The sequence below is a fragment of the Microcoleus sp. AT3-D2 genome, assembly GCF_036705715.1.
Lineage (GTDB): Bacteria > Cyanobacteriota > Cyanobacteriia > Cyanobacteriales > Microcoleaceae > Microcoleus.
The window spans coordinates 1-26095 of record NZ_JAUBVE010000052.1 but is presented as its reverse complement, the minus strand read 5'-3'; the positions used below and the strand labels follow the sequence as shown (position 1 = coordinate 26095).

Below are 26095 nucleotides of genomic sequence, written 5' to 3'. Positions count from 1 at the left end.
ACTTAGATCCCCCCTAACCCCCCTTAATAAGGGGGGGACAAGATTATTATTCAAAGTCCCCCTTCTTAAGGGGGATTTAGGGGGATCTCTGCGTCACTCATTGCGTAAGTCATAGAGATATTGGAGCCAGAATATGATAACAGCGATCGGACAAATCTCAACAATCATTCTTCACCGAAAACATCCGGGATACACAGCCCCCAGATTCATCCGTGGGGTTAATTGTCCAATTCTTCAATCTAAAATCTAAAATCTAAAATCATTCCTGACCGTCGGCATGAGTAGCCTGCACTTTAGCCCCCGCGACAACTTCGCCCCGAAAGGTGGCTGACTGTCCGGGTGCAAGAGTAACTGGTTGAGCGTAGATAAATCCGTTGTCAATTAAATTGCCTGACTCGTCCAAAACTTCATAATTGACTTTGACATTCTTGATTGTTTTGCAGCCTTGATTAAGCACTTGACCGCTGAAAAAGTTGCCGTCATAATTTGCCGCAGCAATTGACACTTTTGCAGCGATGTTGGAACCGGGAATGCAAGTTTGAGCAGTTCCAGAAGCTGGCTGTTTCTCGCACAATTTGCCCAAGTCTACTGTTTTGCCGTCGGGGGTTTTCATGTAGCAAAACGGCTCGTCAACTGGTGAGTTTTGAGCAAGTGTATTTGTAGCGTCTGTAAGCAAAGGGCGAACCGAGCTCGGCGACATTAGCAAACTAGATAAAGCTAGTGTTAAAGGTAAAATAATCATGTTTTTTTAGAAGAAGTTGTACATGATAATTCACATAATTTTTACGTTTGCATATCTCTATGTATGGTGTACCTTACGAGTCATTTAAATTTTCGGGCGGGCTAGAAGCCCACCCCACAAGAATTAGATGCACGGGCTAGGAGCAACGGCAAACAAGAATTAGATGCGAACCCTACGAGATTATCTAATACTCGGCTTTCTATTCCTAAGATTCCGCGCTCCGGGAATTTTCCGGCTCGGACGGCGATTGTTCAAACCGCTCGCAGTTCGAGCATTCAAAGCATCAGCAGGAGCTATCAAACCCAAATCTTGCAAAATTTCAACAGCCGCCCTTTGTCCCGTTTCGCAAGCGCCTTCCATGTAACCTTGATTTTCCAGCGAAGTGTGTTCCCCGGCAAAAAATAAGTTCCCAACTCGTTCGCCTTCAACGCCGTACATTTGCGTCCACTGTCCGACTAAATAGCAGGAATAAGAACCTTTAGAAAAGCGTTCTCCCGGCCAATAAGCTCGCACAGCTTTGCCCGATCGCAAATTTCTCACTCCGGGAAAAACTGTTTCAAATTGGTTCAAAAATCTTTGTGCTTGGTCTTCTGGAGTTCCGGCACCGATCGACAAACCCTGCTTTCCTCCTGTAAAATTAGTAACTAAACCGTTAGGAGTAGGAGCGAAAGGCGTAGCTTCCCAGGTACTCTGGAATTCTAAATCACTATAAACAGAAGCAGTCGATCGATAAAGTTCCCGCCAAATCCGGCTACGGTAGCCAGTAACTAACTTAGAATTAGTACCGTAACCCAATTGCTCGATCGCCCGCTGCTTTGGTTGGGGCAAAGGTACGTTAATTTTAACGTCTCGCAGAGTGCTGAACGGCAAAGTTAACAACACTCGCTCGTAAGTGCGCTCGAACGCGCTTAATCCCGATCGCAAATTTACCCGATACCGGCCATCCGGCAAAAGAGTAATCGCTTCCAAAACCGTCCCCGCCTCTATCGAACCAGACAATTGACCCGCCAAACGGTTGATAATTTGACTGTTGCCGCCGTCAATTTGATAGCGCTCATCGCTGTCGCCGTACAATTCAAAACTGCCCGCTTCAGAACCGATTAAAAACAGCAGATTTAACGCCGACTGTTCTTCGGGATCTCGACCGTAGAATACCGTATAAGCAACCCGCAACAATTGTCGCAGTAGCGTGCTAGTATCAGCTTGGTCTAGATATTCCGCGATCGAAAGATTGTCCAATCTTTCTGCTACTTCCGTAAAATCGAGATAGCTAATGTTATCTCCGATAGCGCCCAAATCTCCATTGATTTTAGTCGCTAGCGGCGCAAAATCCGCGATTATTTGCTCAAGAGGAAATCGTCGCCCTTGAAAGAAAAAAGTATCCTTCACCAATCCACTCTGCACTTGAGCTAAGTCGATCGCCCGCAAACCCAATTCCGTCGCCAGCGAGATTAAATTAGTGTGGCCGGTGTCAATAAATTCTCCCCCCACGTCCGCCGGAATTAGCGTTCCAGCCACCTTGGGAATAGTGCGAATCCGCCCCCCCACGCGGTTAGTTGCCTCGATTATATCGGCGCGCACACCCGCTTGGCGCAAACGATAGGCGGCCGTCAAACCCGCAATTCCCGCACCCACAACCAAAATCGGCGATCGTCCGCCCTGTTGAGCAAAAGCTCCCCCTCCATCCCTGGTAAAAGTCGCAGCAGCGGCAGCCCCCGCAGCAGCTAAACCCCCGTGCAGCAACTGGCGACGAGATATGGGAGAATTGGGAATGCGATCGCTCAGCATCCCCAGCAGTTCATCAGCCGGAATGCCCGTTTCCCTCGATTTCTGGGCAATACTCGCAGCGCGGCGCAGCATTGCCATCAGTGCAGATTTAGCCATAATTAAGACATCCTCACAAAACAAAACTTTGATGTAAACTGAATTCTCGATCGTGCAATTTCCAGACTAAAGTCCAGAGAGATTTTTTTAATAATGCTAACCCTCAGAACACTGTTCGACAGCAAATTTTATCTCGAAAACAACTCAGATGTCGCCGTAGCAGTTGCCAGAGGCACGGTATCGAGTCCCTTCGATCACTACCGAAAAATTGGCAAATTTGAAAATCGCGACCCGAATGCCCTGTTCGACGCCAGCTATTATTTAGACACCAATACAGATGTAGCGGTATCAGCCAAACTCAACGGCTTTTCAGGAGCCGATCACTTTATTAGATTCGGTCAATTTGAAATTCGCAGTCCCAACCCATTCTTCGATGTTAATTTTTATCTAGCAAGCAACCCAGAGGTTCAGACAGCAGTCCAAACAAATCAATTTACCGCATTTGAGCACTACTTCAACGTCGGTCAATTTGAAAACCGCAAACCCAGCGTTTTCTTCGATCCCAGCTTTTATCTAGAAAAATATCCGCTGGTAGCAGCAGCAGTCACAAGCGGCGCAGTTAAAAGTGCGATCGATCACTACATTCAATTCGGCCTACAAGAAGGACTGTTGAGCACTCTCCCCGATCCCGCCGACAATTTGAACGCAGCAAAAAGCCTGGGCATTCTGACTGAAATTCAAACGGCGAGCGATTTTGTGGGAGATGCTGAACCAGCCGACATTTACAGTTTTATCCTCAATACTCCCAGCCTTTTCAGTGTAACTGTTGACGGTTTGAGTGCAGATGTTGATGTTGAATTAATTCAAGATCTCAACGGCAACGGCGCAGTTGGATTAGACGATCTTATTGCTTCGTCTAACAATTTAGGCACGGCTTCAGAAACAATTGTCAGCAATGGGCCTCTACCTGCAGGGACTTATTTTGTCCGCGTTTCTCAATTTCAAGGCGATACAAATTATGACTTGAGATTGCTAGCGGCTCCTTCTCCCACTCCGCTTGTATGACAGGATGGCTTACAGTCGAAGGCAGCCCAAATTTGAAGGTGGAAGACAGAAGGCAGAATTAAAGAAAAATTTATCATTCCCTAATTCTGCTGGTTTGTCAGTTAGATGTTGTCCGGTTAATTGCTTATAATATAATTGTTTGTCATTAGTTTTTTAAGAAAATAGAGGAGTTCACTCCTCACTACCAACTTAATTATATTTTTTTGACCGGACTTGATTTTAAAACAAACAATTCTCTCTTCATTCTTCCATCTTTCATCTTCCTTCATACCGATGTTTCACTTATTAGTTGCTGGCCCGTTGGGAGAGGGCAAAGATTGAACAGGTGTCGGAGGCCAATTAGAGCGACTTCTCGTTAGAGTAGTAGACACCAAAGCATAGCCCAAAACAGCAGGAAGGACGATCGCACTCAGAAACACGATCGTCACCGCCCAACTCATCGTATTCGAGATCGGGCCGTAATGAGTGCGGTAAGGGTCAAAGGTTGGTAAATTAGGCCTCGGCGCGTCCCGCAGCGCGATCGGACGTTTGAACCGCACCCGCCTGTCGTCTAGCTTTTCGAGTAAAATCCAGCCAACTTCCGCCTCTTCCCCGCAAAGCTTGTGAAAAATCGCAGGATTGCGGAACAAATCGTTGCTAGCCCGCACAATCTTGTACTCCCAAACCGTCAAATCAACAGCATTAGGTTCAGATTTGGGATTGCCCTTGGCTGGCGCATTTTCAGGCGCATTAAAATTATCCTCTTGAGATTCGTACCTAGTCAAAACTTCCTCCTCCTCATCGCATTTTTGCCCCGCATCCCATTGCTCGTGGCTCACCAAAAGACCCACAAGCGCAGTCTCCAAGCCGAGACTGCCAATCATCAAACTCCAAATCAGAATTTCCACCATAAAAGGAGTTAAAAGTTAAAAATCAAAAACTCAAAAGACTCGCTTTTAACTTTCAATCTTTAATTTTTAAATAGCCTTCTACCACACAATCTGCACCCACCGCGCGCCAAGAAACCCGCTCTAAAGTCAAAGCCTCAGTCATTGCCGAAAAGCCCAAATCTCCCACAGGAGTTGGAGCTCCTTGGCCACCGACAATTTTAGGAGCAATAAAAGCCATAATTTTTTGAACTGCACCCTCAGTAATTGCCTGAGCCGCCAAAGTGCCACCGCACTCCCAGAGTACAGAAAGAAAAGATCGATCGTACAAATAAGCCATAACATTAGTCGGTGTCAGAGGCGAGAGCTCCACAACTTCCACCCCTTTGGCAATCAAAAATTCCTGAAATTCCGGGTTAACCCCAGGCTCAGTCAGCACCAAAGTAGCCGCCACAGAGGTTTCCCACAACCAAGCAGACTTCGGCAAATCCAAAGTGCGGCTCATCACCACCCGCAGGGGATTATTCCTATCAGGCTGGTGACTCGTCAGTAGGGGATTGTCCAGACGCACCGTATTTCCCCCAACAATCACAGCATCGCAGCCGACGCGCACCCGGTGTACCTCGCTCCGAGCCTCCTCGCCTGTCACCCAAGCGCTGTGGCCGCTACTGGTAGCAATTTTACCGTCCAAAGTCATTGCATATTTCAAAATTCCCAAAGGCCGGCGGTACAAAATCCGGTGTACGAAAGCCTCGTTGAGTTTTTGGCAAGCTTCCCCTTCCACTCCCGCCACCACTTCAATGCCAGCCTCTCGCAACCGGGCCAGCCCAGTTCCAGCTACCAAAGGATTCGGATCAACCATGCCAGCCACTACTTTTGCCACCTTGGCCTTAACTAAAGCTTCGGAACACGGAGGAGTCCGGCCGTAGTGGTTGCAGGGTTCCAGGTTCACGTAGACGGTCGCTCCTTCGGCGAGTTCCCCCGCTTCCCGGAGCGCAAAAACTTCGGCGTGAGGTTGACCGGCACCGGGATGAAACCCTTCGCCGACAATCTTGCCGTCTCGGACAATTACAGAACCGACAAGGGGGTTGGGTGCGGTTTTGCCGAGAGCACGGCGAGCCAATTCTATGCAGCGGCGCATCATGGCTCGATCGAACTCTTGAACTTCGCTGTTTTCCAGTTGTTTTGTACCTTGCTGCTGTCCGTTAGTTAAGCTGGCGATCGCTTTAGCGTGCGCCGGAAAAGTTTCCATAGGATTTTGGTATTATATCTATCCCTGAGTGTACTGAACTTTGATGCTAATTTTGGCTACGAACCGACGATCAATTGCGGCTGGGGCAAACTGTACGTTACCAGGAGTGAAGGGCAATTTAGGGCATCGATCCGGCACGCCCGATCGAATAGCTTTAACATGAGTAAAGAATAGCAGGCGCTTGAGAAAACAATGAGTCAGGACATGAAGCGGGAATTTGCCAGCCGCGACGAATTAATTGCCTACGTGCGTGAACAGTTCCCCGAAGCCACCGGCCGGGACAGCAGCCTACCCCCAACCCCAGGCGGGCGGAAAGCAGCCGAGACAGCCCTGCAACAAATTGACCCCGGCAAATACGCCTCAACCCGCAATTTCCTCAACGGTGCGGTAACGCGCTTGTCGCCCTATTTGCGCTACGGAGTTTTGAGTCTTGCGGAAGTCCGGGATGCCGTACTGGAGAAGGTGCGGCATCCAGAAGAGGCCGTAAAACTCGTCAACGAGTTGGGTTGGCGAGATTATTGGCAGCGACTGTACGCCGAATTGGGCAAGGGCATTTGGCAAGACCGGGAACCCTACAAAACTGGTTACACTGCTAAAGATTACAGCGAAACTCTGCCACAGGATGTCGTCGAGGGCACGACTGGTTTGGTTTGCATCGACAGTTTCAGCCGCGAGTTGCGAGAAACTGGTTATTTGCACAATCACCAGCGGATGTGGACTGCCGCTTATCTCGTACACTGGCGCCGCGTGCGTTGGCAAGCCGGAGCTCGCTGGTTTTTACAACATTTGCTAGATGGAGATCCGGCGAGCAATAATCTTTCTTGGCAGTGGGTAGCGAGCACTTTTAGTCACAAACCTTATTTTTTTAATCGGGAAAATTTGGAGCGTTACACTAAGGCGGTTTATTGTCGCGATTGTCCTCTGTATGGGCAATGCGATTTTGAGGGAACTTACGAATATTTGGAAGGGAAGTTGTTTCCTCATGGCGAAAAGGTCGATCGTAGTGGCGGTTCTAAAAGTTGGCAAGGCTCTAAAAAAGGTAGCAGAAATTAAAAATTCATTAGTCATTAGTCATTAGTCATTAGTCATTAGTCATTAGTCATTAGTTATCAACAGTCAACTGTCAACAGTCAACAGTTAACAGTTAACAGTCAACTGTCAACTGTCAACAGTCAACAATTACTAATTTATGAACAATCCGATTATTTGGCTGCACGGTGACTGCTTGAGTCCTGAAGGCCCGGCTTTTCAAGCGCACCCACAGGCACCGGCAATCTGGGTTTGGGATGATGCGCTCATTGATGAATGGCAGTTGAGTCTCAAACGAATGGTGTTTATTTACGAATGTTTGCTGGAGTTGCCGGTAGTTATTCGGCGGGGGGATGTGGCTGCAGAAGTTATCGCTTTTGCTAAAGAATCCGGCGCTAATCAAGTGGTGACGGCAGAAAGTCCCAGTCCTCGGTTTCAGGATATTTGCCGGGAAATTAAGCGATCGCACCCAGTAGAAGTTTTGCCACCCGAACCCTTTGTCCGCTACGATGGTTACATTGATTTGAAGCGTTTTTCTCGCTATTGGCGCGTCGCTGAAAAATATGTTTTCTAATTGGGAATTGGGAATTGGGAATTGGTAACTACAAAATGGTAACTGGGAATTCGTGTTAAATCCCTTAAATCCTGTACACTGCTCGTTGCCAAACTTCAACTCCCCTTCAAACGCTCCAACAGCCATTGAAATCTCGATGCCGCCAAATCGGGATTTTCGACATTTTCCGGGATAGCGCCCTCGTCGTCGGGCTCTTGATATATTAAACCATCACTATCATCGCCAAAACGTTTGACTGTACCCCGCAGTCTCGACGACAGAAATTTGGTAATCGCCCGATAAAACCGCAGGGAAAAAAGCACGTCTTTCTCTAGTTTTTCAGTTAGCAGCCGCCGGGGAATTGACAGGATGAGGCACTCTTCAATTGCCGTGACGCTAGCAGAAGGAAGCCTCCCGTCTACAAAAGACATTTCGCCCAAAACTTCCCCGGAAATAATTTTTCCAATTTCTTTGTCGCCCAAAGATGATACAGAAACGCTCAAAGTTCCCTCCAGAACTATGTACAGGGCGTCTAAGGGCTTACCTTCGGTGATGAGGGTGGTGCCGGGGAGGACTTGGGTGCGGGTGCCGTTGGCGAGCATCCAATCGATGTCGCGATCGCTCAATTCGCCTAATATGACTAGAACTTTGCTCATAAAGTCAGGTTGAGATGAAATAATTTGTATTTTTTTACTTGTTTAGTTGCGTGCTGTTGTGAGATGGTCAGACCCTGAGCGAAAGCGAAGGCTAAACTTTACAAATAGAACACTAAATTTTACACAATTTTCATAAAATTCCGTAATTTTTACACGATCGACCCACAAATATTTCTCGGATCGGTGGTATTATTCTACATTAATTGTCATGGACTGTGCAGCAGCCGATCGCGTTGTATTAACTGCACTTGCGGTGGACGGCGGGGCTGCCAAAACAGTTTTGAAAGCTTGTTGTCTCTTGGTTTCGAGCTGGTGCGCCCTCAAAAACCGGATTTTTCCGGCGTGGCTGCGAGTGCAGCGCCCCCAAGTACAGTCTTGTAGAATGCAAGCCAGACGCGCGATCGACCCATCAATTAAACAGGAGCAAGGGTGCAATCATCCCTAGGATTGATTTTTTGCCGATCGATCTGTAAATTAAAATTAGCCTCTAAACCGGGCGTCGGTTCTTAAATCTAATCAGCTTGAGAGTTGACTCTTCAACGATTGAGTGCCAATCTAGGAACAACACAACTCATATTTGTGTCTTTTTTTAGCAAAGCTCTCGACGGTCGCCCTCAAACACTTACACTTTTAACACACCCTTCATTGAGGAGTTTCTATGAATAGTCTATTTTCCAAGTCTACTTTTGCGTTAATAAATCTTGCAGCTTTAGCTGTTTGTTGCAGTACCATGTCAGCGAAAGCTGAAACTGGCAACTTGCCCGATGTCGCTACAACTGCAACAATAGCCGCTCAAAATATTGACCAAATTTCTGAGCCGACGGCAACTTCAGCAGTTAAACCCGACGCAGAAACAACGGCTAGTAATAAAAAAATTGATTCAATCAGTTGGAGCGAACTAGCAGAAGCTGCAGAGCCAGTCGCCTCTGAACCGGCAGCCAACTTGCCAGTATCTATTGCTGCACCCGAAAAATCGGAAGCAGCAACATCTGAAATTGCTGAGACAGAAACAACGCCAAATACATCCATTGCTGCTGAGATCCAAAAGTCGGAAGAAACCGCTAAAATTGCTGACAATGGTGTCAAAGTTGAGTCAAAAGTCGAGACTGCCAAAAAGAGCGATCGACCTAGCTCAATTGTTGCCCAAAGCAATAATCTTGAAGTAACAGCAACGAAGGAAGAAAAAGAAGTCAAAACAGCACAAGAATTGTTGAGCAATCCTGTCAGCACTTCCGCCTCAGCTTTGACAAACCAACCGAAAGTTGCTGAAAAACCTGCAACTGTCTCCGAAGCAACTGAAAAAGTGGCTCAGGGAACTCAAATTCGACCAGGCCGAGCTACCCGTTCTGGGCCCAGCTACATCGGCATTGGCGGCAATCTAGGTTTTGGCGGAGATTCAGCCTTAGGCGACGGTTCATTTGCCATTATTAGCAAAATCGGTTTGACAAACAATTTGTCGGTGAGACCGACTGTTTTGTTCCAGGACGACTTAGCTTTTCTAGTTCCCGTTACCTTCGATTTTGTATCTCAAGAGACCGTCGAAGTCACCGAGGATTTTGTGATTACTGCTGCTCCTTATGCAGGTGCTGGCGTAATAATTTCTACCGGGGATGACGGTACTTTGGGCTTCCTGATTTCGGGGGGTGTAGATGTGCCGCTGACGAGAAATTTTACAGCAACAGCGGGACTGAATGTTGGTTTTGTAGACGGAGCTGAAGTGGGATTGTTAGTCGGTGTCGGCTATACGTTCCCGAATATTGCCAGGTAGTGTTGCTGTTTGAGCAAACGCAGGACAAATAAATATGTGCGGGGTTGGCTGTAGGAATACAGTCAACCCTTTTTGATGATGGAAAATCTGCCTATGCGATCAATGTAGGGTGCGCCATAAGCACAGAGCGGTAATGTAGGGTTGGAAATCTTCGTAGAAACCTGGTTTCTTTACTCGTCCTGGACGCACAAGCCCGATCAATGAATGATAATAGGTCGTTTCAGCCATCAATCTAAGTCCAGAAAGCCGGAATATTCGTGACAGCGCGCAAGTCTGATAGTTGTATAATATAGCAAAACCATTTGATTTGTAAACAATGGATTCAATCATCACAAACGTTTCAGGTGGTTCTACATTCACGACTCAAATAGACTTGCTATAGACAGACTAGCCAAGCGTAAAAAGTAGAATCCTATGCCGCAGGGAATCTTCAACAAAATCCTCAATCAGCTTGACACTCTGGAACTGCTAGAACTACAGCAACTAGAGCGCGCTATAGGGATATATCTGGCCCAGAAAGAACAAACTGCTCAACGGACAAAATTGCACCAAGCGCTGTTAACTTCTGGTTTAGTCAAAAAAATCAAGCATTCTTCTGGGAGTCAGCAAACAGAACGGCGACTAATTCAGGTAGAGGGCAAGCCTGTTTCTGAGACAATTATTGAGGAACGCCACTAGATGACAATTTATTTTGTAGATAGCAGTGCGCTGGTCAAACGCTACATTAATGAAATAGGTTCGGCATGGGTTTTGAGTTTGTGCGATCCTGCACTTAACAACGATATATTGATTGCTGCTATTACAAGTGTTGAAATTGTTGCTTCAATTACCAGAAAGTCCGCGGCAGAAGTATCAATGCGACAGATGCTACAGCAGCGTGCAATCAGTTCAGGAGTGACCTACAATCTGAGTATCAGGTTGTAGAATTCACCGAAAGCATTATTAACTCTGCAATGGCATTAGCTGAAACCTACGGATTGCGAGGCTATGATGCTGTGCAGCTAGCAACAGGCTGTGGCATAAATAACCTTTGCACAGCTAACAGTTTGCCTGCGATGACTTTTGTATCTGCTGACGGGGAGGTGAATGCAGCAGCAACAAGTGAGGGTTTGATAGTTGAAAATCCCAACAACTACCCCTAATGTCGCAAGCCCGTACAGTAAAAACCGCACAAATCTCCTTTGTAGCCGAGTATCGGGATGCTCCAGGATCGATCGTACTTTCTCACAAACCACCCGAAAAAACCGTGACTAAAACAGAAATCTTAGCAGCACTCAAAAATCTGACAGCAGAAGAACGCCTAGAAATCATCGAAACAGCTTCGCGGATGATGCGCGAAGAAATAGAAGAAAAAGCCCAGCGCAAAGCTGAGAGAAAACGGAAACTCAGAGCCGCAGCAGAAGCAGCAGCCCCCTTGTATGAACCAGGAGGGCCGCTTCACGATTTGTGGTCGCCCGACAGCGAACCGTATTTCGATTCCGAGGAAGAATACCTGAGCGCAGGGGTAGAAACTAATGCGTAAGGGCGAAATTTGGCTTGTCAGACTAGATCCAACGGTGGGAGATGAAATCGGCAAAACTAGACCTGTTGTGGTTGTTAGCGATGATGAAGTGGGAATTTTGCGGCTCAAAGTAATTGTTCCAATTACAGCATGGAACGATCTTTTTTCCCCGCTTGATTGGATGGTGCAGCTCGAACCGACATCAGAAAATGGCTTGGCGAAACTCTCCGCCGCCGATACTTTTCAAGTCCGTTCCGTTTCGCAACAAAGATTTGTCCGGCAACTCGGAACCCTGTCCGAGACAATTATGGAAGAAATTGCAGAAGCACTGACAATTGTTCTCGATCTGGATTGAATAACTAGGCAACAGCGTACAAATAGTGTTATTTATAAATAGATTGTATGGCGCGATGGCCTAAATGATTCCTATACAACTTACACTCAAAAATTTTCTCAGCTATCGCGAAGCTGCTTTAGACTTTCGCGGCCTGCACACCGCTTGCATTTGCGGGCCTAACGGTGCTGGCAAATCCTCCCTCTTAGAAGCCATATCCTGGGCACTTTGGGGCTGTTGCCGCAGCGATACGGAAGACGATATCATCCATATCGGCGAAACAGATGTGCGCGTTGATTTCACTTTCTCCACCGGCGGCCAAATATACCGGGTGATTCGCAACCGTCGGCGCGGACAATCGGGAAGTTTGGAATTTCAAGTCAGCTTGAATTCTGCCGAGAGTGAGGAAAAACTTAATTTTCGCACGCTCACAGACAAGGGGCTGAGAACAACTCAGCAAAAAATCCTCGAACACATCAAACTAGATTACGATACTTTCATCAATTCGGCTTATTTGCGGCAGGGGCGAGCTGATGAATTTATGCTCAAAAAGCCGATCGAACGCAAACAAGTTTTAGCCAACCTGCTCAAACTCGACTCCTACGATACTTTATCCGACCAAGCCAAGGATACGTCCAAACAATTTAAAGCTCAAGTCGATCTACTCAAACAGAGTTTGCTAACCGTACAAGAGCAACTGCAACAAAAAGAGACGATCGCCTCCGAACAAACTCAATTGCAGCAAGCAACCGATTTGCTTCAGCAGCAGCAGCAAGCCGACACAACCGAGTTACAGCAACTGCAACTCCAGCACCACAACCGCCAAACTTGGCAAAAACTCCTCGCCGGCCACCAGCAACAGCACTACAATATCACTCAAGAATGCCGCCGCTTGCAGCAGGAACTCAACGCAGCCAAACAGCAGCAAAATGAGCTGCAAGCCCTCCTAGGACAAGAAAATGAAATAACAGCAGGCATCGCGTATTTCCACAGCTTGCAAGCCACAGAAGAAAGTCTGGCTGGAAAATTCAAGGTTAATCAACAAGCCCAAAATCAGCGCCAACAATTGCAAGAACAGCAGCGGCAAGAACTGAGCTTTTTGCAAAGCAAAATTCAGCAGTTGCAAGCTCAATTAGAAGTTTTAGAACAGGATGAAAAAGATGTTCTGGAAATTCTCAAACAGCAGCCGGAGGTTGACAAAGGACTCGCACAGTTGCAAGCAGTTCGATCGCGCCTCAACGAACTAGAGCAACTGCAACTGCAAGTTTCGCCGCTGTTACAACAGCAGCAGCAAAAGCAACAAAAGCTCGATCGCGCCCGCGCCGGTTTAACCGCCCGCTTAGACGAAATCAACCGACAGGTGCAAGTTCAGCAGCAGCAGCGACAGCCACAATTACAGCAGGAAATCTCGGCCATCGCCAATCAAATTGTGCAGTTGGAAAACAAGCGAGTTTATCAGCAGCGAGTCCGCGAAAAAGGTCAAGAAAGGCACGACTTTCTAGGGAACCTGCAAGCCAAAAGCCGCGACTATCAAACCAGACTCGCCGAGATCGACCAAAAACTGCAACTGCTGCGGAAACATGAAGGAGAAAAAACCGCAGGTGAAGGTAAAGCCTCGAATTTTGCGGAAAACGAGCCATCGAATTCGCCTTTAATGGTGCGGGATGCAAATTTTGGCAATTGTCCTTTGTGCGATCGACCTTTAGACGAACACTACTGGAATTTGGTAGTCACAAAACACCACACCCAACAGCAGGAAATCTGGAACCAACTGTGGGTTGTCCGCGAACAGTTGGCCGTCTCCGAGCGCGAAATTCAAGTCCTCAGACATGAATACCGCGAACTAGAAGAGGAATTAGCGCCCTACCAAGAATTGCGGGAACGCCGCAGTCATTTACAAGCACAATTAGATAGCCTGGGCCAAGACGAAAACCGGCTGCAAAGTATGCGTCAAGACGCTGCAGAAATAGAGCGGTTGCTACGCACCGGCGAGTATGCAGCCGATGATTTGGGCGAACTCCAGCAAATCGAACAGCAACTGCAACAGCTCAATTACAGCGATCGCAGCCACTCCCTCGCCCGCAGCGATGAAAAGCGCTTGCGGTGGGCGGAAATTAAGCAAGCTCAAATCAAAGACGCTCAGCAGAAACTGAATAAAATTAATGCCCGCCGCCCGGATTTGCAAACTCAATTAGCCACCGTACAGCAACAGTTAGAACAGCAAAAAAATAGCTCGGAAATACAGCAGCAAATTCTGTCTTTAGATAGATACATTGCGGAAGTTGGCTATAATTTGGAACAGCACGAACACGTCCGCAGCGAAATGCGCCGATCGCAGTTTTGGATCGCGCGCGCCGAAAAATTGCGCTCGGCAACTGTGCAGTACCCGCAAGTGCAGCAGCGGGTTAATGAAATAGCAAATTCCATCGCAGTGCGCGATCGAGATTTGCAAGCTGTCAGCGCTCAAACTTCCGCGATGAACCAGCAATTGCAAGAACATCCCGATCCCACAGCCCGCATAAGTGCGATCGAACAGCAAATCAGTCGCCGCCGCCAGCAGCTAGACCAACATTTGGGAAGTCTCGGACGCCTCCAGCAGCAGCAGCAAAATCTAGAAACTCTGCAAGTTCAGCTAGTAGCTCAAAAAGAGCAAATGCAAGTTGCCAAACGCCAGCAGCGAGTTTATCAAGAGTTGGGTCAAGCCTTTGGTAAAAACGGCATTCAAGCTTTAATGATTGAAAATGTTTTGCCTCAACTAGAAGCTGAAACCAATCAGATATTGTCCAGATTGAGCGCCAATCAATTGCACGTTCAATTTATTACTCAGCGGGCTGCTGCTTCTAAAAAAGCAACTAAATTGATTGACACTTTAGACATTTTAATTGCTGATGCTCGCGGGACTCGCGCCTACGAAACTTACTCGGGCGGTGAAGCTTTTCGGATTAATTTTGCGATTCGGCTGGCGCTGGCGAGACTGCTGTCTCAGCGGGCGGGCACGGCTTTGCAAATGTTGATTATTGATGAAGGGTTCGGGACTCAGGATGCTGAAGGGTGCGATCGGCTGATTGCTGCAATTAATGCGATCGCCTCCGACTTCGCCTGCATCCTCACCGTTACCCATATGCCCCACCTGAAAGAAGCTTTTCAAGCCAGGATTGAAGTAAGCAAAACTGCTCGGGGTTCTTGCATCAGCTTGTCTATTTAAAAGGGTTGATGAACCGGATGGAAGGAGGAGAAGAAAAAAAGTTGAAAATATCAGTATTTTTACCTTCTGTTTTCTTTCCCCCTTCGCTATTTTCACCTTCTGTTTTCTGGATGAGTGCCGAATGTCTTTGGTTATACTAAATTCCCCAAAAGAAGGTAATAGTCTGCCCGTCCCCCCAACCATAATGGAATCAGTCATTGCCAATCTAAAATCTAAAATGGTATTAGTCGTCTCCCCCGTCGGCTTTTTTGGGCTGCTGACTTTGTTAAAAAAGCTAAATTGAAAATAAAATTATACAATAAGAATGGCTCAAGCTATTTATAAATTTTTATTGTTCTGTCCCCTCCCTGGGAATTTGGATATTGCCACAGATGACAACAGACTCTTTCAACCTGTCTCTCCTAGAACGGGCGATCGCAGCGTCGAGCAACAGCATCCTCATCGCCGATGCTCGCAAGCCTGACATACCTATTATCTACTGCAATCCTGCTTTTGAGAAACTGACCGGTTACAGTGCCCAAGAAGTTATTGGACGCAACTGCCGGTTTTTGCAGGGCCCCGATACCGATCAGGCCGAATTAGACAAACTTCGCAGCAGTTTACGATCGGGAACGGAAATTCAGGTAGTTCTCAAAAATTATCGCAAAGACAAAACTCCTTTTTGGAACGAATTAATGGTTTCCCCTATCCTAGACAACGAGGGAAAATTAACTCATTTTATTGGAGTTCAGAACGATATTAGCAAAAGAGTAGCAGCCGAAACAGCCAGGGAAGAAAGCGAAGAAAGATTGCGGGCGATCGCCAGTACGACTCCCGTTCCCCTGTTAATTACGCGCCTAGAAGACAGCGTAATTTTGTATGCAAATCCTGCTCTCGGTGAAAGTTTAGGTTTGAGTTATGAACAACTTATCGGACGCAAAAAGATTGGACTTTATGCCAATATCAATGACCGCCGTCAATTGATAGGATTAGTCAAACAAAACGGCTTTAGCGACAGCGAAGAAATCTGCCTCAAGAAAGCAAATGGCAGTTTTTTTTGGGTAAAAATGTCGATGCGAGCGATTAATTTTAATGGCGAAGCCGCAATTTTATCGGCATTTTACGATATTACCGATCGCGTAGAAGCAGAAACAGCACTACGGCAAAGCGAAGCGAGATTTCAAAAACTAGCCGCCAACGTTCCCGGGATGATTTATCAATTTCAGTTAGCAGCAGACGGCGCTATGTCATTCCCCTACGTCAGTTCCGGCTGCCGCGATCTCTGGGAATTAGAACCAGAGGAACTCCAAAATTCAGCTATTCCCGCGATCGAAATGATTCATCCAGACGATGCGCCAAGCTTCCAGGAATCTGTTGCTATCTCAGCTAAAACTTTAGAACCTTGGCGGTGGGAAGGCAGATTTGTTTTTCCGGGCGATCGGATTAAGTGGATTAGCGGGGCTTCCCGGCCAGAACAGGGCGAAAAAGGTGACATTATTTGGGACGGCTTGTTGATTGACATTAGCGATCGCAAACTTGCAGAATCAGCACTGCGACAAAGCGAAGCCAGATTCCAAAAAATGGCCGCCAACGTGCCGGGAATGATTTATCAATACTTGCTGCATCCCGGCGGTTCCGATGAATTCATTTATGTAAGTTCAGGCTGTTGGGAACTATACGAATTAGATCCCGAAAAAGTTCAACAAAACTCCGGTTTAATGTGGTCAATGGTGCATCCAGAAGACCTAAAACCCATGTTAGAATCAATCGCAATTTCCGGGAAAACTTTAAAACCTTGGATATATGAAGGGCGGATCGTAACCGGATCGGGAAAACTGAAATGGATTCGCGGCATTGCCCGCCCCGAACTGCAGCCTGGGGGCGATATACTGTGGGAGGGAGTGACAATCGACATCAGCGATCGCAAGCTAGCCGAAATCGCTCTCAGCGAGTCAAAAATCGCCCTGCAACAAGCTTATCAAGAACTAGAAAAGCGCGTCCTAGAACGCACGGAAGCCTTGGAAACATCCAAAAAAATGCTGTGGTTGGTAATCAATAACATCCCTCAGTTAATTGCCTGGAAAGATCGAGATTTAGTTTACTTGGGAGGCAACAAAAACTTTGCCAAAGTCGCAGGTTTCGATCACCCCAGTGACATCGCTGGTCTCACCGACTTCGATATGCCCTGGAAGCCGGAAGAAACAGAATTTTTTCGAGCCTGCGACCGCCGCATCATGGCAACCAATACCCCCGAATATCACATCATAGAATTCAAAATGCAAGCCGATGGCACCCAGCGCTGTCTGGATACAAATAAAATACCTTTACACGACAATTCAGGCAATGTTGTCGGCATTTTGTCTACGTTTGAAGACATCACAGATAGGCTTTCCCTAACAGCTAAAGTCCGGGCCAGCGAGGAACTATTTCGCACAATTTTTGAAGATGCACCCATCGCTATCTACTTAGCTAATTTAGACGATAACAAGTTAGTGCGAGTCAATAAAACTTACTGCGAAATGCTGGGATATACCGCAGCAGAATTGCTCGCCCAAACATTTATTGAACTTGGGCATCCCGAAGATTCACCCAAAAATCTCCAAGTTGCTGATTCTCTTAAGCGGGGAGAAATTACTCACTATCAAATCGAACTCCGCCAGATTACCGCTACAGGTAAAATTGTTTGGGTAAATGTGACAGCTACTATGATTCGAGACGGTGAAGGACAACCTATTTACAACTTAGGGATGATTGAAAATATAACCAATCGCAAAATTTCCGCCGCCGCACTCCAAGCTTCTGAATCTCAATTAAGAAAACAAGCCGCCCAATTGCAAGAAGCTTACGAACAACTACAAAACGCTCAAATCCAATTAGTTCAATCCGAAAAAATGTCGAGTCTCGGTCAGATGGTGGCTGGGATTGCCCACGAAATCAACAATCCGGCAACTTTTATTAACGGCAATATTTCTCATACCTACAACTATTTTCACGATTTAATTGAACTGTTAAGTCTCTACCAGGAATGCTATCCGTCCCCAGTACCTCTGATTTCTGAAAAAGTTAAGGACTTAGAGTTAGACTTTCTCAAGGAAGACTTGCCAAAAATGCTTAATTCCATGAGAGTAGGAGTAGAAAGAATCAGTGATATTGTGTTGTCGCTGCGGAACTTTTCGCGACTGGATGAATCAGAAATGAAGTTGGTAGACGTTCATGAAGGAATTGACAGTACACTGTTAATTTTGCAGCACAGATTGCATCATGCAAGTATAAAAAGCGGGATTGAAATTATTAAAGAATACGGAAAAACATCCAAGATTTACTGTTGTGCGGGTCAGTTGAACCAGGTATTTCTAAATATTATCAGCAATGCGATCGATGCTCTCGAAAACCAACCGGAACCTCGGACGATCGTGATTCGCACCCTCATGAAAAAAGCTAGTTTGAAAAGCCACAGTAAAAACCAGCTCAGTGATTGCGATCGCATTGTAATTTGCATCGCCGACAGTGGCCCGGGAATGAGCGAAGAGGTTCGCAAGCGGCTATTTGACCCCTTCTTCACCACCAAGCCCGTAGGGGCTGGAACCGGCTTAGGATTATCCATCAGCCATCAGATTGTGGTAGAAAAACATAAGGGAAGCCTGCAGTGCATCTCAGCGCCCGGACAGGGAGCGGAATTCTGGATTGAAATCCCCTGCTGAGCGATCGTCCATTAATCTAAAAGTTTAAATATCTAACTTTTAATTCCCAATTGCCGTCGGTGCTTGAGTTATCAGGGTGTTGAATTAACCGCACTCAGAGATCGGAACAAATCGCACTCAGCGGTGTGCTAATCTGCTGCCCTTATTCGCTAGGCAAATATGCTGAAAAAACTACCTTTATCCTGGTCTCGCTACATTCCAGCCGGGTTGACGCTGGCTTTGGGTGTCGGGCTGTCGGTTTTGACATTCGCCTTGGTTTGGGACTGGGAAGACAAGCGCCGCGACTACGAAATGCACCGCCGCATTGACGATATTTCGATCGGCATTGAACGCCAGCTCAACTCCGACTTAGATACTGTTCTCGCCCTCAGCGACTACATGAAAGCCTTCAGCGCCGTCGAGCGTTCCTCTTTTGCCCGGTTTGTCGCCCGGCCCCTATCCGTCCACCCCAGCCTGCAACTCCTAGCTTGGGCCCCCCGCGTCCCCAATTCCGAGCGGCGCAACTACGAAACCAAAGCTAGAGCCGAAACAGATCCCAGCTTCGAGATTACAGAGCGCGGCCCGCGAGGAGAACTCCGCAAGGCCCTCCAGCGTTCCGAATACTTCCCGGCTTTCTACGTCGAACCGCCAGCCGGAAACGAGACAGTATTAGGCTTTGACCTCGCCTCCCACCCAGAAATCCGCGCCGCGCTCGATCGAGGGCGCGATACAGGAGAAATGATTGTCACCAACTACATCGGCTTAACTCAGGGCACTTCCCCGGAACAGGGTCTTTTGGCAATAGTTCCGATTTACGAAAACAGCAGTAACCCGACTACCCTGGAATCCCGTCGCCAATTGCTACAAGGATTTGTTCTGGGCGTATTTCGAGGCAAAGATATTTTCCAAACCTCTTTAAAAGGACGCAATACCGAGTACCTCAATATTTATCTCGCCAGCGAGGCTCCAGACAAGCAAGAAGCAGCGCCACTGTTACCGCAAAGGGCCAACCAGGTTCTCAAAAATCTCCCTGCTGAGAGGCAAATTCAGCAATTTGCGGTGCAGTTCCAATCGGCGAGCCAACAAGTGCTTCCAGCATCAGCCGCTGCGGAACGATCCCTTATGCCAAACTGCCCGATTCTTGACAATCCAGGCCCGGAGTATAAAGCTTGCAAAAGGCGGCTGAAAATTAGCGGCCGCCAGTGGTCTATGTACGTGTCTGCCACGCCGGAAATTCGCAGGATTCGCAAGCACTGGCGCTCTTGGGGAACTCTGACGATGGGGATGCTGTGGACTCTGATTCCGGTGACATATATGCTGACAGCTTTGAGCCGCACCGCTCAAATCGAAAAGCTAGCCGGAGAAAGAATTCGCCAAGCCGAACAGTTGCAGGCTGCTTACCTACAGTTGGAACTAGAACAAGCTAAATCCGAGCAACTGCTGCTGAACGTTTTGCCGGCAGCGATCGCCCTGCGTTTGAAGGACAATGAACACAATATCGCCGAAAGTTTTGCGGAAGTAACTGTGATGTTTGCCGACATTGTGGGGTTTACAGAGCTTTCGTCGAGAATTTCAGCGACGGCGGTGGTGGAAGTGCTCAACGATATTTTTTCGGCTTTTGACCACTTGGCCGATCGCCACGGTTTGGAGAAAATTAAGACTATTGGTGACGCTTACATGGTTGTCGGCGGTTTGCCTACGCCCCGAAAGGATCACGCCGAGGCGGTCGCGAACATGGCGATCGATATGCTACACGAAATTAGGCTCCTGAGTTTAGAACATTCGGAACCTTTCAGCATTCGGATTGGGATTAGCAGTGGGCCTGTCGTTGCCGGCGTCATCGGCTTAAAAAAGTTTATTTACGACCTCTGGGGCGACACAGTAAATATTGCTTCGCGCATGGAATCCCACGGGATTACCGGCTGCATTCAAGTCACCGCCGAAACCTACGAGATATTAAAAGATAAATATACTTTTCAGAAGCGCGGCGCTATTCAAGTTAAGGGCAAGGGATACATGGTTACTTATTTACTGACTGGGAAAAAAGATTATTAACACCGCCCAAAAACGGATACAAGCCTCCGACTCCCCGATCGACTCAGACTTTCGATCGCAAAGCTAAAATAGTCTAAGCTCAAGGTATTCTATCACCCGTGCACCAACTGAGGAAAAAGCATGACGACGCTGCTAATTCAAACCCAAAGCGTCCCACTGACGGTCAATTTCCCTGCGATCCAATCGATGACTGTTGAACAGTTTTATGAATTCTGTCTGGTTAATCGCGATTTGAGAATTGAGCGTACTGCCAGTGGGGAAGTTATCATTATGTCACCCGCCTTTTCAGATACAGGGAATCGAAACGGTAAGATTGCCCTACAATTGGGGAACTGGGCAGAAGAAGATGGCACAGGTGAAGCGTTTGACTCCAGTGCCGGCTTTACCTTGCCAAATGGAGCAACCCGATCTCCCGATGCCTCATGGATTAAACTAGAGCGCTGGAATGCCTTAACTGAAGAACAAAAAGCCTCATTCGCACCGCTTTGTCCAGACTTTGTGATTGAATTGCGGTCTCCTAGTGACAATCTCAAGGAATTGCAAAACAAGATGCAAGAATATATTGAGAACGGTGTATCGCTAGGCTTTTTGGTCGATCGCAAAAACAGAAAAGTCTACATCTACCGTCCCGATCGCGAACCTGAAATCTTAGATAATCCTGAAACAGTCAGCGGCGATCCAGAGTTACCGGGATTTGTCTTGCGGATGGCAAAAATCTGGTGATTTAGATTGTTAAACCATGACCGAAGACATCAATTCATCGCTCATTTCAAAATTCGCCGTCACACTTTGCACGTCGTCCAAATCTTCCAGTGCATCCATTAACTTCAGGAGCGATCGAGCTTTTTCAGGAGTGTCTATTTCCACTGTATTGCTGGGAATCCAGCGATTTTCCGACTGCAAAACTGCAAAACTTTTTTGTTTCAAAACATCAGCCAACTGTTCCAAATTAGCCACACTTGTAAATACCTCTGCACCTTCAGTATCCTCATCAATTAATATCAAATCATAAGATTCCGCAGCCGCCTCTAGCGACGCTTCAAACAATTGTTCCTCATCAATCGGGCCGCCTACCGTACAAACTCCTTTGTTGTCAAACATCCAGCCCACACAACCTGTTTCGCCCAAGTTTCCGCCATTTTTAGTAAAAGCTTCTCGCAAGTCAGCCGCTGTGCGGTTGCGGTTGTCTGTCAGCGCTTCAATCAGAATAGCAACCCCGCCAACGCCGTAACCTTCGTAGCGAATAGCTTCTAAATCCGAACTTCCTCCCGCCAAGCCCGCACCTTTGGCGATCGCCCTTTCTATGTTTTCATTAGGAATATCCGCCGCCTTCGCTTTTTCAATAGCCGTCCGCAGTTGAAAATTGCCAGCGGGATCGGGAACTCCGCTGCGGGCCGCGACAATAATTTCGCGAGATATTCTAGCAAAAACCTTGCCTTTAACGGCATCAACTCTAGCTTTTTGGCGTTTAATATTCGCCCACTTACTGTGTCCTGCCATACCTATTTAAGATTTTCGATTTAAAATGTGCGATCGAGATTAAACAATAACAACCAGATTCTCACAGATCAGATTAACGTAGGGTGCACCTCGGCGCACCTTACACACATAGCATAAAATGCGATTTTTCGCACGAATCTCAACTTTAATTAAACCGGATCACGGCTTCAGAGTCAGTCAGGTGAGAAGTATCGCCATTAAGTGCGATCGACCATTCTCCCTCACCCCGCACCATTTTCACCAAACAGCACAAAGAAGCGTTAATTTCCGTTTCTGCACAGCCCGCCAGCCCGATCGCAGTTCCTAAAACCGACGCACCGTGACCTACCAATAGCATATCTTCTGGAAACTCAGCCGCGAGGCGTTTAGCAGTTTCCCCCGCCCTTTTGAGACAAGCTTCCCCAGTTTCGGGATAATTAGCAATACCGCCTTTGTAGGAAGCATCAATCCTGGGAAAACGCCTGCACAAAGCTTCGACTGACTCAGTTTCCGGCCTTTCTGTCATCCATTCCGGATTCAGCCATTCGCACAGTCCCCACTCTAGTTTAATTGATAAATCGAGAGCTTCTGCCGCGTGATTTGCTGTTTGGACTGTTCGCAGAAAAGGGGAAGCAAAAATGTGAGAAATTCCTTCACCTTTGAGGCGATTGGCGAGTTGTTTAGCTTGAACGTGACCGTCTTCGGAAAGGTGGGGATCGTAGCGGTGTTCTGCGGTGATAAACCAGTCGGGGTTAACGAAGTCGATGCGGTTTCCGTGTCGTGCGATCCAGACTGTTTGTGGCATGAGTTGGTTTGAGTTTGGCTTCTAGGTGTAATATTATATCAAAGTTTGTTAATTTGATTTCTTGCGAAGCTATTGATGAGATTTTTTTTAACCGCAGATGTACGCAGATAGACGCAGATGGATGGTGGATTGGGTAAGGGGTGATGGGGTGCGATCGGGTTTGTTAATTCTTCCAAGTTAGAGTTTTACCAATCTTGATTCTAAAGCTAAATTAACTATTCTTTCTAAAGAAGTAAATTCGTCACTTTTTCCAATTATCTTAAAATAGTATGTTATGGACATCGCTAACGGCGAACCGTGACGGTAGTTTCGTCCATACTTGCTCACATAAAATGCCAAATTATTCATAACATAATTCTTTCTGTATGCTGGATCGTTCAAAAATTTATCCCTGGCACCTAATGCCCTATAGGAGGTATCAGGCATTAACTTAGCTGAAGGAGAAACCATACCTACTTTGTACTCATCCTCATTAACCATTATGCCAATTCCCTTCCGAATATAACCTGTATCTGTGACTATTTCCCAATTCGTCCAAATTCTCATTCTAGCTAGGATTTTATTATTGTTGTATCCTCTGGGAAGTGGCAGCCATAAAAACATTGCAGGGCTATTTCGTCTGGCATCAAATCTAAATTCAGCAATCAATTTATTTTTGCCGAAACCATACTTAATACTACTAGAGTCAGTAAGTTCCTTGACCCGTCTATCACAGCCTAGAATCTGTCTGCGAACGCTCAAAACTCCTTCGCGTTCAGTTTCATTACATTCTTGCATAAATTTTAAAAGCAACCTTGGCGGTTCAGATAGAGTTTCGTTGCTGTATTGTTCTCGATATGTAATCTCTACTCGTGCAATATGTTCGGCATCTACATCTTTAAAGTGTAAATATAATTTTTCCTCGTCAGGAACGATCGCAAATTGCAAAAACTGAAAAAATAGCCCGTGATACTTCCTATCTGTAAAATTATCCCTGTGAAATTTAGGCGCAATTGCTATTAAGCGAACTGGTTGATCGTAATCCACGCGATCGGCAAAAGGTTTGTGTTCCAACAAAGCATCGTAATAACGGGTTAACTGCTGAACGACATATCTATCTTCGCCGTTTTTCAACTCCAGCACAACTAACCGTTTATTCTCGTCCACCGCTATAATATCGCATCTTTGCTCGTTGACAGTGAATTGCCGCTTGATGACTGTCAAACCGAGCAAACTTTGCAAGTGAACTTCGACAAAATCCTCTAACACTTCTTCATTTGCAAATTCCCACCCCGACCCTGTTTTCCTCAATGCGGCGCTGCTTAGCATTTTGACAATTATTAAAGTTTTTAATTAATTTTACCGCAACTGTGCGTTATAGTGTCCACAACTATTTGACACTGCGCTAAAATTAAATCAGTGACTCTGTATTGTCCAATGGCTCAATCTATAAAGCAACTCCACGCCCAAATTCAAGCCATGCCCAGCGATTCGGTTAAGGCGATCGTGCTTTCATGGCTGAATCAGTCCAACGGTAATCTCAGCGACTTTGAACAATCGCAGAAATTGCCCCGGAAACGGAGGGACATCAGTGGGGAGAAATTGACACAGCAAATGAGTTCCAACCCCTCAGCGAAGAACAAACGATCGCCCAAAGTCTCAGGGCATTGCAAGATTATTAGACAAACAAGATAGGTATTTCGGGCGATCGGGTTAAGCAATGAGCCGATAGTTTAGGAAGCGATCGTTTTGGCTACCTATGCCAAAATAAAGTTAGACAATAAAGTTAACCATTCATCATAACTTTTATGACTCTTACACTCACCTTACCCCCAAAAATCGAAGCACTGCTGCGCCAACGGGCGGAAAGTACAGGACAAGATATAACCAGCGTTACCCTAGCTGTTATCGCGTTCGGACTTAGCTTTGATGAAAGCGATTTCTTCGAGGCATTAGAAGGGATTCAACGCGGACTTGATGACTTCGATAGGGGTCAGTTTTCTACTCTGGAAGAGTTTGTCGATAGACAAAACCAGAAATACGGACTTTCTTTGGAAGCATAATGTATCGCATTGACTTTTCCAGTACAGCTCAATCTGAAGCTGATGCAGCGTTTCTGAACTTTTCCCAATTCACAACTCCCGAACGCGCTCAAGCATGGTATCAGGGTTTGATTAAAGCGATTTCCTCACTGCAAGAAATGCCGCGTCGTTGTGTTTTAGCCCGTGAAAACGCATTTTTCAGCCAAGAGATTCGCCAGCTTCTGTATGGCAGTGGTAAAACCACGTATCGCATACTCTTCACTATTTTTGACGATCAGCCTATACCAACGGTGAGGATTATCCACATTCGCCATGCACTCCAGCGTGCGATTGGCGAACCCCAAGATGAGGCAGGACCTTATGCTTAGCTTATCTAATTTTTTTGAAATAAGCGATCGCAAATTGCCATGCCCTCCGCAGCCGCGAATCACATTCGCCCTCTAACTCGCAGCATCTTATTGCCACCTTTTTGAAACTCATAAGGAGCCTCTTGAATTTCTACCCTAAAATTTCTCTTTTTCAATTCGGCGACGATCGGGTTTAAGTGATAGGATTCCTCTCCGCTAAAACTCTGCAATAGAGGGAATACCCGGACTTCCTTTGCAACCCGACACATTTCTGTAATTGCTTCTAGATGAAATTCTTCGGAAAGCAGGTGAGAATAAGCAAATAAGAAATGGCTGCACAAAGCTAAATCGAATTGACCGTTCTCGAAAGGCAAAACTGGCAGCTCAGCATTCAGGTAGCGGCCTTGCTGCAAGCCTAATGGAAAATCTTCTAAAAATTCCTGCATCGCCTTCATTCGCACTTCGCCTAGCTGGTAGGGCGATTCAAAATTATTCCACAGGTAGCCGTCTAAATTGGCCTTAACACCGTCAATCACAGTTTGATATGTTTCTTGGATGCGATCGCCAATTTCCACCGCAGTAAACTGATAAACTGGATCGCAAGAAATTACCTTTTTACCTTGGCGAGTCATTTCCGCATTGAAACTCGCCGGGCCACCGGCACAATCAAGAATTGCTAGCTTGAGGTCACTGGATGTCAAGCTAAACATTCCTATGTATTCATCCAAGCAGCGTCCCCAAGGAATTACTTTATCCAATTTTAGTGACACTTGTCTTTGTCCTGCAGAGAGAATTATTTAACATTTTACCTCAAATCAGGGTGGTTTTTTCCTATCTCATTTCTGTGGCGGGTTGATTTAGACCTCTTGCGAAAGTGCGCTCTTTCTAGGTAAAATAAAAGAAAAAATTAGCTTAATAATATGAACTACGAAGA

Annotated in this window: 26 protein-coding genes; 17 read left to right on the top strand and 9 right to left on the bottom strand. The window is 46.6% G+C overall.

All coding sequences use genetic code 11. From position 1 onward, the window contains the following. Positions 1–259 precede the first annotated feature (259 nt). Positions 260–742: an FxLYD domain-containing protein gene (locus QUB44_RS20280; protein ID WP_333370211.1), complete on the bottom strand. Its 483-nt coding sequence runs from the start codon at positions 740–742 to the stop codon at positions 260–262. 180 nt (positions 743–922) lie between these two features. Then, entirely contained in the window at positions 923–2626 is a 1704-nt protein-coding gene (locus tag QUB44_RS20275) for an NAD(P)/FAD-dependent oxidoreductase (RefSeq protein WP_333370209.1), read from the bottom strand. Positions 2627–2719: 93 nt separating this feature from the next. On the opposite strand from QUB44_RS20275, the gene QUB44_RS20270 reads away from it, so the two are divergent. Then, entirely contained in the window at positions 2720–3631 is a 912-nt protein-coding gene (locus QUB44_RS20270) for a PPC domain-containing protein (RefSeq protein ID WP_333370207.1), read from the top strand. Positions 3632–3909: 278 nt separating this feature from the next. Here QUB44_RS20270 and QUB44_RS20265 read toward each other — a convergent pair whose 3' ends face one another. After that, positions 3910–4521, bottom strand: a complete 612-nt coding sequence (locus QUB44_RS20265; protein WP_333370205.1) for a hypothetical protein — start codon at positions 4519–4521, stop codon at positions 3910–3912. A gap of 52 nt (positions 4522–4573) precedes the next feature. Then, on the bottom strand, positions 4574–5749 hold the full coding sequence (gene ribD / locus QUB44_RS20260) for a bifunctional diaminohydroxyphosphoribosylaminopyrimidine deaminase/5-amino-6-(5-phosphoribosylamino)uracil reductase RibD (RefSeq protein WP_333370203.1): 1176 nt from the start codon (positions 5747–5749) through the stop codon (positions 4574–4576). 192 nt (positions 5750–5941) lie between these two features. Between ribD and QUB44_RS20255 the strand changes: the two genes are divergently transcribed. Both QUB44_RS20255 and QUB44_RS20250 read left to right on the top strand, forming a co-directional pair. Then, positions 5942–6802, top strand: a complete 861-nt coding sequence (locus QUB44_RS20255; RefSeq protein WP_333370201.1) for an FAD-binding domain-containing protein — start codon at positions 5942–5944, stop codon at positions 6800–6802. 136 nt (positions 6803–6938) lie between these two features. Further along, positions 6939–7352 carry a hypothetical protein gene (locus QUB44_RS20250; protein ID WP_333370199.1) on the top strand — a complete coding sequence of 138 codons (414 nt, stop codon included), beginning with the start codon at positions 6939–6941 and terminating at the stop codon, positions 7350–7352. A 95-nt stretch (positions 7353–7447) separates the two neighbouring features. Here QUB44_RS20250 and QUB44_RS20245 read toward each other — a convergent pair whose 3' ends face one another. Then, positions 7448–7987, bottom strand: a complete 540-nt coding sequence (locus QUB44_RS20245) for a cyclic nucleotide-binding domain-containing protein (RefSeq protein WP_333162786.1) — start codon at positions 7985–7987, stop codon at positions 7448–7450. 208 nt (positions 7988–8195) lie between these two features. On the opposite strand from QUB44_RS20245, the gene QUB44_RS20240 reads away from it, so the two are divergent. The 11 genes from QUB44_RS20240 (at position 8196) to QUB44_RS20190 (ending at position 21232) form a co-directional block, all read left to right on the top strand. Then, on the top strand, positions 8196–8432 hold the full coding sequence (locus tag QUB44_RS20240) for a hypothetical protein (protein ID WP_333370197.1): 237 nt from the start codon (positions 8196–8198) through the stop codon (positions 8430–8432). 285 nt (positions 8433–8717) lie between these two features. Continuing rightward, a complete protein-coding gene (locus QUB44_RS20235; RefSeq protein WP_333370195.1) occupies positions 8718–9755 on the top strand; it encodes a hypothetical protein in 1038 nt (345 codons plus the stop codon). A gap of 414 nt (positions 9756–10169) precedes the next feature. After that, entirely contained in the window at positions 10170–10433 is a 264-nt protein-coding gene (locus QUB44_RS20230; RefSeq protein ID WP_333370193.1) for a hypothetical protein, read from the top strand. Beyond that, the gene (locus tag QUB44_RS20225) at positions 10434–10679 is read left to right on the top strand and encodes a hypothetical protein (protein ID WP_333370191.1); all 246 of its coding nucleotides are present in this window, start codon (positions 10434–10436) and stop codon (positions 10677–10679) included. 29 nt (positions 10680–10708) lie between these two features. Then, complete coding sequence (locus tag QUB44_RS20220) at positions 10709–10897, top strand: hypothetical protein (protein ID WP_333370189.1); 189 nt, start codon at positions 10709–10711, stop codon at positions 10895–10897. After that, positions 10897–11277, top strand: coding sequence for a hypothetical protein (locus tag QUB44_RS20215; protein WP_333370187.1), 381 nt, complete (start codon positions 10897–10899; stop codon positions 11275–11277). Before QUB44_RS20220 ends, QUB44_RS20215 begins: the two co-directional genes overlap by 1 nt. Continuing rightward, a complete protein-coding gene (locus QUB44_RS20210; protein WP_333370185.1) occupies positions 11270–11611 on the top strand; it encodes a type II toxin-antitoxin system PemK/MazF family toxin in 342 nt (113 codons plus the stop codon). Before QUB44_RS20215 ends, QUB44_RS20210 begins: the two co-directional genes overlap by 8 nt. Before the next feature lie 64 nt (positions 11612–11675). Continuing rightward, positions 11676–14795, top strand: a complete 3120-nt coding sequence (locus QUB44_RS20205; protein ID WP_333370183.1) for an AAA family ATPase — start codon at positions 11676–11678, stop codon at positions 14793–14795. A 371-nt stretch (positions 14796–15166) separates the two neighbouring features. Continuing rightward, positions 15167–18475 (top strand): PAS domain S-box protein, encoded by a 3309-nt coding sequence (locus QUB44_RS20200; protein WP_333370181.1) that lies wholly within the window; start codon positions 15167–15169, stop codon positions 18473–18475. 159 nt (positions 18476–18634) lie between these two features. Then, complete coding sequence (locus tag QUB44_RS20195) at positions 18635–20509, top strand: adenylate/guanylate cyclase domain-containing protein (protein ID WP_333370179.1); 1875 nt, start codon at positions 18635–18637, stop codon at positions 20507–20509. 120 nt (positions 20510–20629) lie between these two features. Continuing rightward, the gene (locus tag QUB44_RS20190) at positions 20630–21232 is read left to right on the top strand and encodes a Uma2 family endonuclease (protein ID WP_333370176.1); all 603 of its coding nucleotides are present in this window, start codon (positions 20630–20632) and stop codon (positions 21230–21232) included. A 9-nt stretch (positions 21233–21241) separates the two neighbouring features. Here QUB44_RS20190 and QUB44_RS20185 read toward each other — a convergent pair whose 3' ends face one another. The 3 genes from QUB44_RS20185 to QUB44_RS20175 all read right to left on the bottom strand — a co-directional run bounded on the left by QUB44_RS20185 (position 21242) and on the right by QUB44_RS20175 (position 24101). Further along, on the bottom strand, positions 21242–22009 hold the full coding sequence (locus QUB44_RS20185) for a YebC/PmpR family DNA-binding transcriptional regulator (protein ID WP_333370174.1): 768 nt from the start codon (positions 22007–22009) through the stop codon (positions 21242–21244). Between the two features lie 145 nt (positions 22010–22154). After that, positions 22155–22793 carry a histidine phosphatase family protein gene (locus QUB44_RS20180; protein WP_333370172.1) on the bottom strand — a complete coding sequence of 213 codons (639 nt, stop codon included), beginning with the start codon at positions 22791–22793 and terminating at the stop codon, positions 22155–22157. Between the two features lie 177 nt (positions 22794–22970). Next, entirely contained in the window at positions 22971–24101 is a 1131-nt protein-coding gene (locus tag QUB44_RS20175; protein ID WP_333370170.1) for an endonuclease NucS domain-containing protein, read from the bottom strand. 108 nt (positions 24102–24209) lie between these two features. On the opposite strand from QUB44_RS20175, the gene QUB44_RS20170 reads away from it, so the two are divergent. The 3 genes from QUB44_RS20170 (at position 24210) to QUB44_RS20160 (ending at position 25182) form a co-directional block, all read left to right on the top strand. Further along, positions 24210–24467: a hypothetical protein gene (locus QUB44_RS20170; RefSeq protein WP_333370168.1), complete on the top strand. Its 258-nt coding sequence runs from the start codon at positions 24210–24212 to the stop codon at positions 24465–24467. Positions 24468–24580: 113 nt separating this feature from the next. Further along, positions 24581–24835 (top strand): hypothetical protein, encoded by a 255-nt coding sequence (locus QUB44_RS20165; protein WP_332985310.1) that lies wholly within the window; start codon positions 24581–24583, stop codon positions 24833–24835. Next, entirely contained in the window at positions 24835–25182 is a 348-nt protein-coding gene (locus QUB44_RS20160) for a type II toxin-antitoxin system RelE/ParE family toxin (RefSeq protein WP_333370166.1), read from the top strand. Before QUB44_RS20165 ends, QUB44_RS20160 begins: the two co-directional genes overlap by 1 nt. 59 nt (positions 25183–25241) lie before the next feature. On the opposite strand, the gene QUB44_RS20155 is transcribed toward QUB44_RS20160, so the two are convergent. Then, positions 25242–25931: a class I SAM-dependent methyltransferase gene (locus QUB44_RS20155; RefSeq protein WP_333370164.1), complete on the bottom strand. Its 690-nt coding sequence runs from the start codon at positions 25929–25931 to the stop codon at positions 25242–25244. Positions 25932–26095: the final 164 nt, after the last annotated feature.

Excerpts from the sequence above, each read along its gene's own strand:
- QUB44_RS20280 (WP_333370211.1), bottom strand. The coding sequence starts at position 742 with ATGATTATTTTACCTTTAACACTAGCTTTATCTAGTTTGCTAATGTCG.
- QUB44_RS20240 (WP_333370197.1), top strand. The coding sequence starts at position 8,196 with ATGGACTGTGCAGCAGCCGATCGCGTTGTATTAACTGCACTTGCGGTG.
- QUB44_RS20175 (WP_333370170.1), bottom strand. The coding sequence starts at position 24,101 with ATGCTAAGCAGCGCCGCATTGAGGAAAACAGGGTCGGGGTGGGAATTT.
- QUB44_RS20225 (WP_333370191.1), top strand. The coding sequence starts at position 10,434 with ATGACAATTTATTTTGTAGATAGCAGTGCGCTGGTCAAACGCTACATT.
- QUB44_RS20245 (WP_333162786.1), bottom strand. The coding sequence starts at position 7,987 with ATGAGCAAAGTTCTAGTCATATTAGGCGAATTGAGCGATCGCGACATC.
- ribD (WP_333370203.1), bottom strand. The coding sequence starts at position 5,749 with ATGGAAACTTTTCCGGCGCACGCTAAAGCGATCGCCAGCTTAACTAAC.
- QUB44_RS20190 (WP_333370176.1), top strand. The coding sequence starts at position 20,630 with ATGACGACGCTGCTAATTCAAACCCAAAGCGTCCCACTGACGGTCAAT.
- QUB44_RS20195 (WP_333370179.1), top strand. The coding sequence starts at position 18,635 with ATGCTGAAAAAACTACCTTTATCCTGGTCTCGCTACATTCCAGCCGGG.
- QUB44_RS20270 (WP_333370207.1), top strand. The coding sequence starts at position 2,720 with ATGCTAACCCTCAGAACACTGTTCGACAGCAAATTTTATCTCGAAAAC.
- QUB44_RS20160 (WP_333370166.1), top strand. The coding sequence starts at position 24,835 with ATGTATCGCATTGACTTTTCCAGTACAGCTCAATCTGAAGCTGATGCA.
- QUB44_RS20220 (WP_333370189.1), top strand. The coding sequence starts at position 10,709 with ATGGCATTAGCTGAAACCTACGGATTGCGAGGCTATGATGCTGTGCAG.
- QUB44_RS20165 (WP_332985310.1), top strand. The coding sequence starts at position 24,581 with ATGACTCTTACACTCACCTTACCCCCAAAAATCGAAGCACTGCTGCGC.
- QUB44_RS20250 (WP_333370199.1), top strand. The coding sequence starts at position 6,939 with ATGAACAATCCGATTATTTGGCTGCACGGTGACTGCTTGAGTCCTGAA.
- QUB44_RS20185 (WP_333370174.1), bottom strand. The coding sequence starts at position 22,009 with ATGGCAGGACACAGTAAGTGGGCGAATATTAAACGCCAAAAAGCTAGA.
- QUB44_RS20200 (WP_333370181.1), top strand. The coding sequence starts at position 15,167 with ATGACAACAGACTCTTTCAACCTGTCTCTCCTAGAACGGGCGATCGCA.
- QUB44_RS20235 (WP_333370195.1), top strand. The coding sequence starts at position 8,718 with ATGTCAGCGAAAGCTGAAACTGGCAACTTGCCCGATGTCGCTACAACT.
- QUB44_RS20205 (WP_333370183.1), top strand. The coding sequence starts at position 11,676 with ATGATTCCTATACAACTTACACTCAAAAATTTTCTCAGCTATCGCGAA.
- QUB44_RS20180 (WP_333370172.1), bottom strand. The coding sequence starts at position 22,793 with ATGCCACAAACAGTCTGGATCGCACGACACGGAAACCGCATCGACTTC.
- QUB44_RS20210 (WP_333370185.1), top strand. The coding sequence starts at position 11,270 with ATGCGTAAGGGCGAAATTTGGCTTGTCAGACTAGATCCAACGGTGGGA.
- QUB44_RS20275 (WP_333370209.1), bottom strand. The coding sequence starts at position 2,626 with ATGGCTAAATCTGCACTGATGGCAATGCTGCGCCGCGCTGCGAGTATT.
- QUB44_RS20255 (WP_333370201.1), top strand. The coding sequence starts at position 5,942 with ATGAGTCAGGACATGAAGCGGGAATTTGCCAGCCGCGACGAATTAATT.
- QUB44_RS20230 (WP_333370193.1), top strand. The coding sequence starts at position 10,170 with ATGCCGCAGGGAATCTTCAACAAAATCCTCAATCAGCTTGACACTCTG.
- QUB44_RS20265 (WP_333370205.1), bottom strand. The coding sequence starts at position 4,521 with ATGGTGGAAATTCTGATTTGGAGTTTGATGATTGGCAGTCTCGGCTTG.
- QUB44_RS20170 (WP_333370168.1), top strand. The coding sequence starts at position 24,210 with ATGGCTCAATCTATAAAGCAACTCCACGCCCAAATTCAAGCCATGCCC.
- QUB44_RS20215 (WP_333370187.1), top strand. The coding sequence starts at position 10,897 with ATGTCGCAAGCCCGTACAGTAAAAACCGCACAAATCTCCTTTGTAGCC.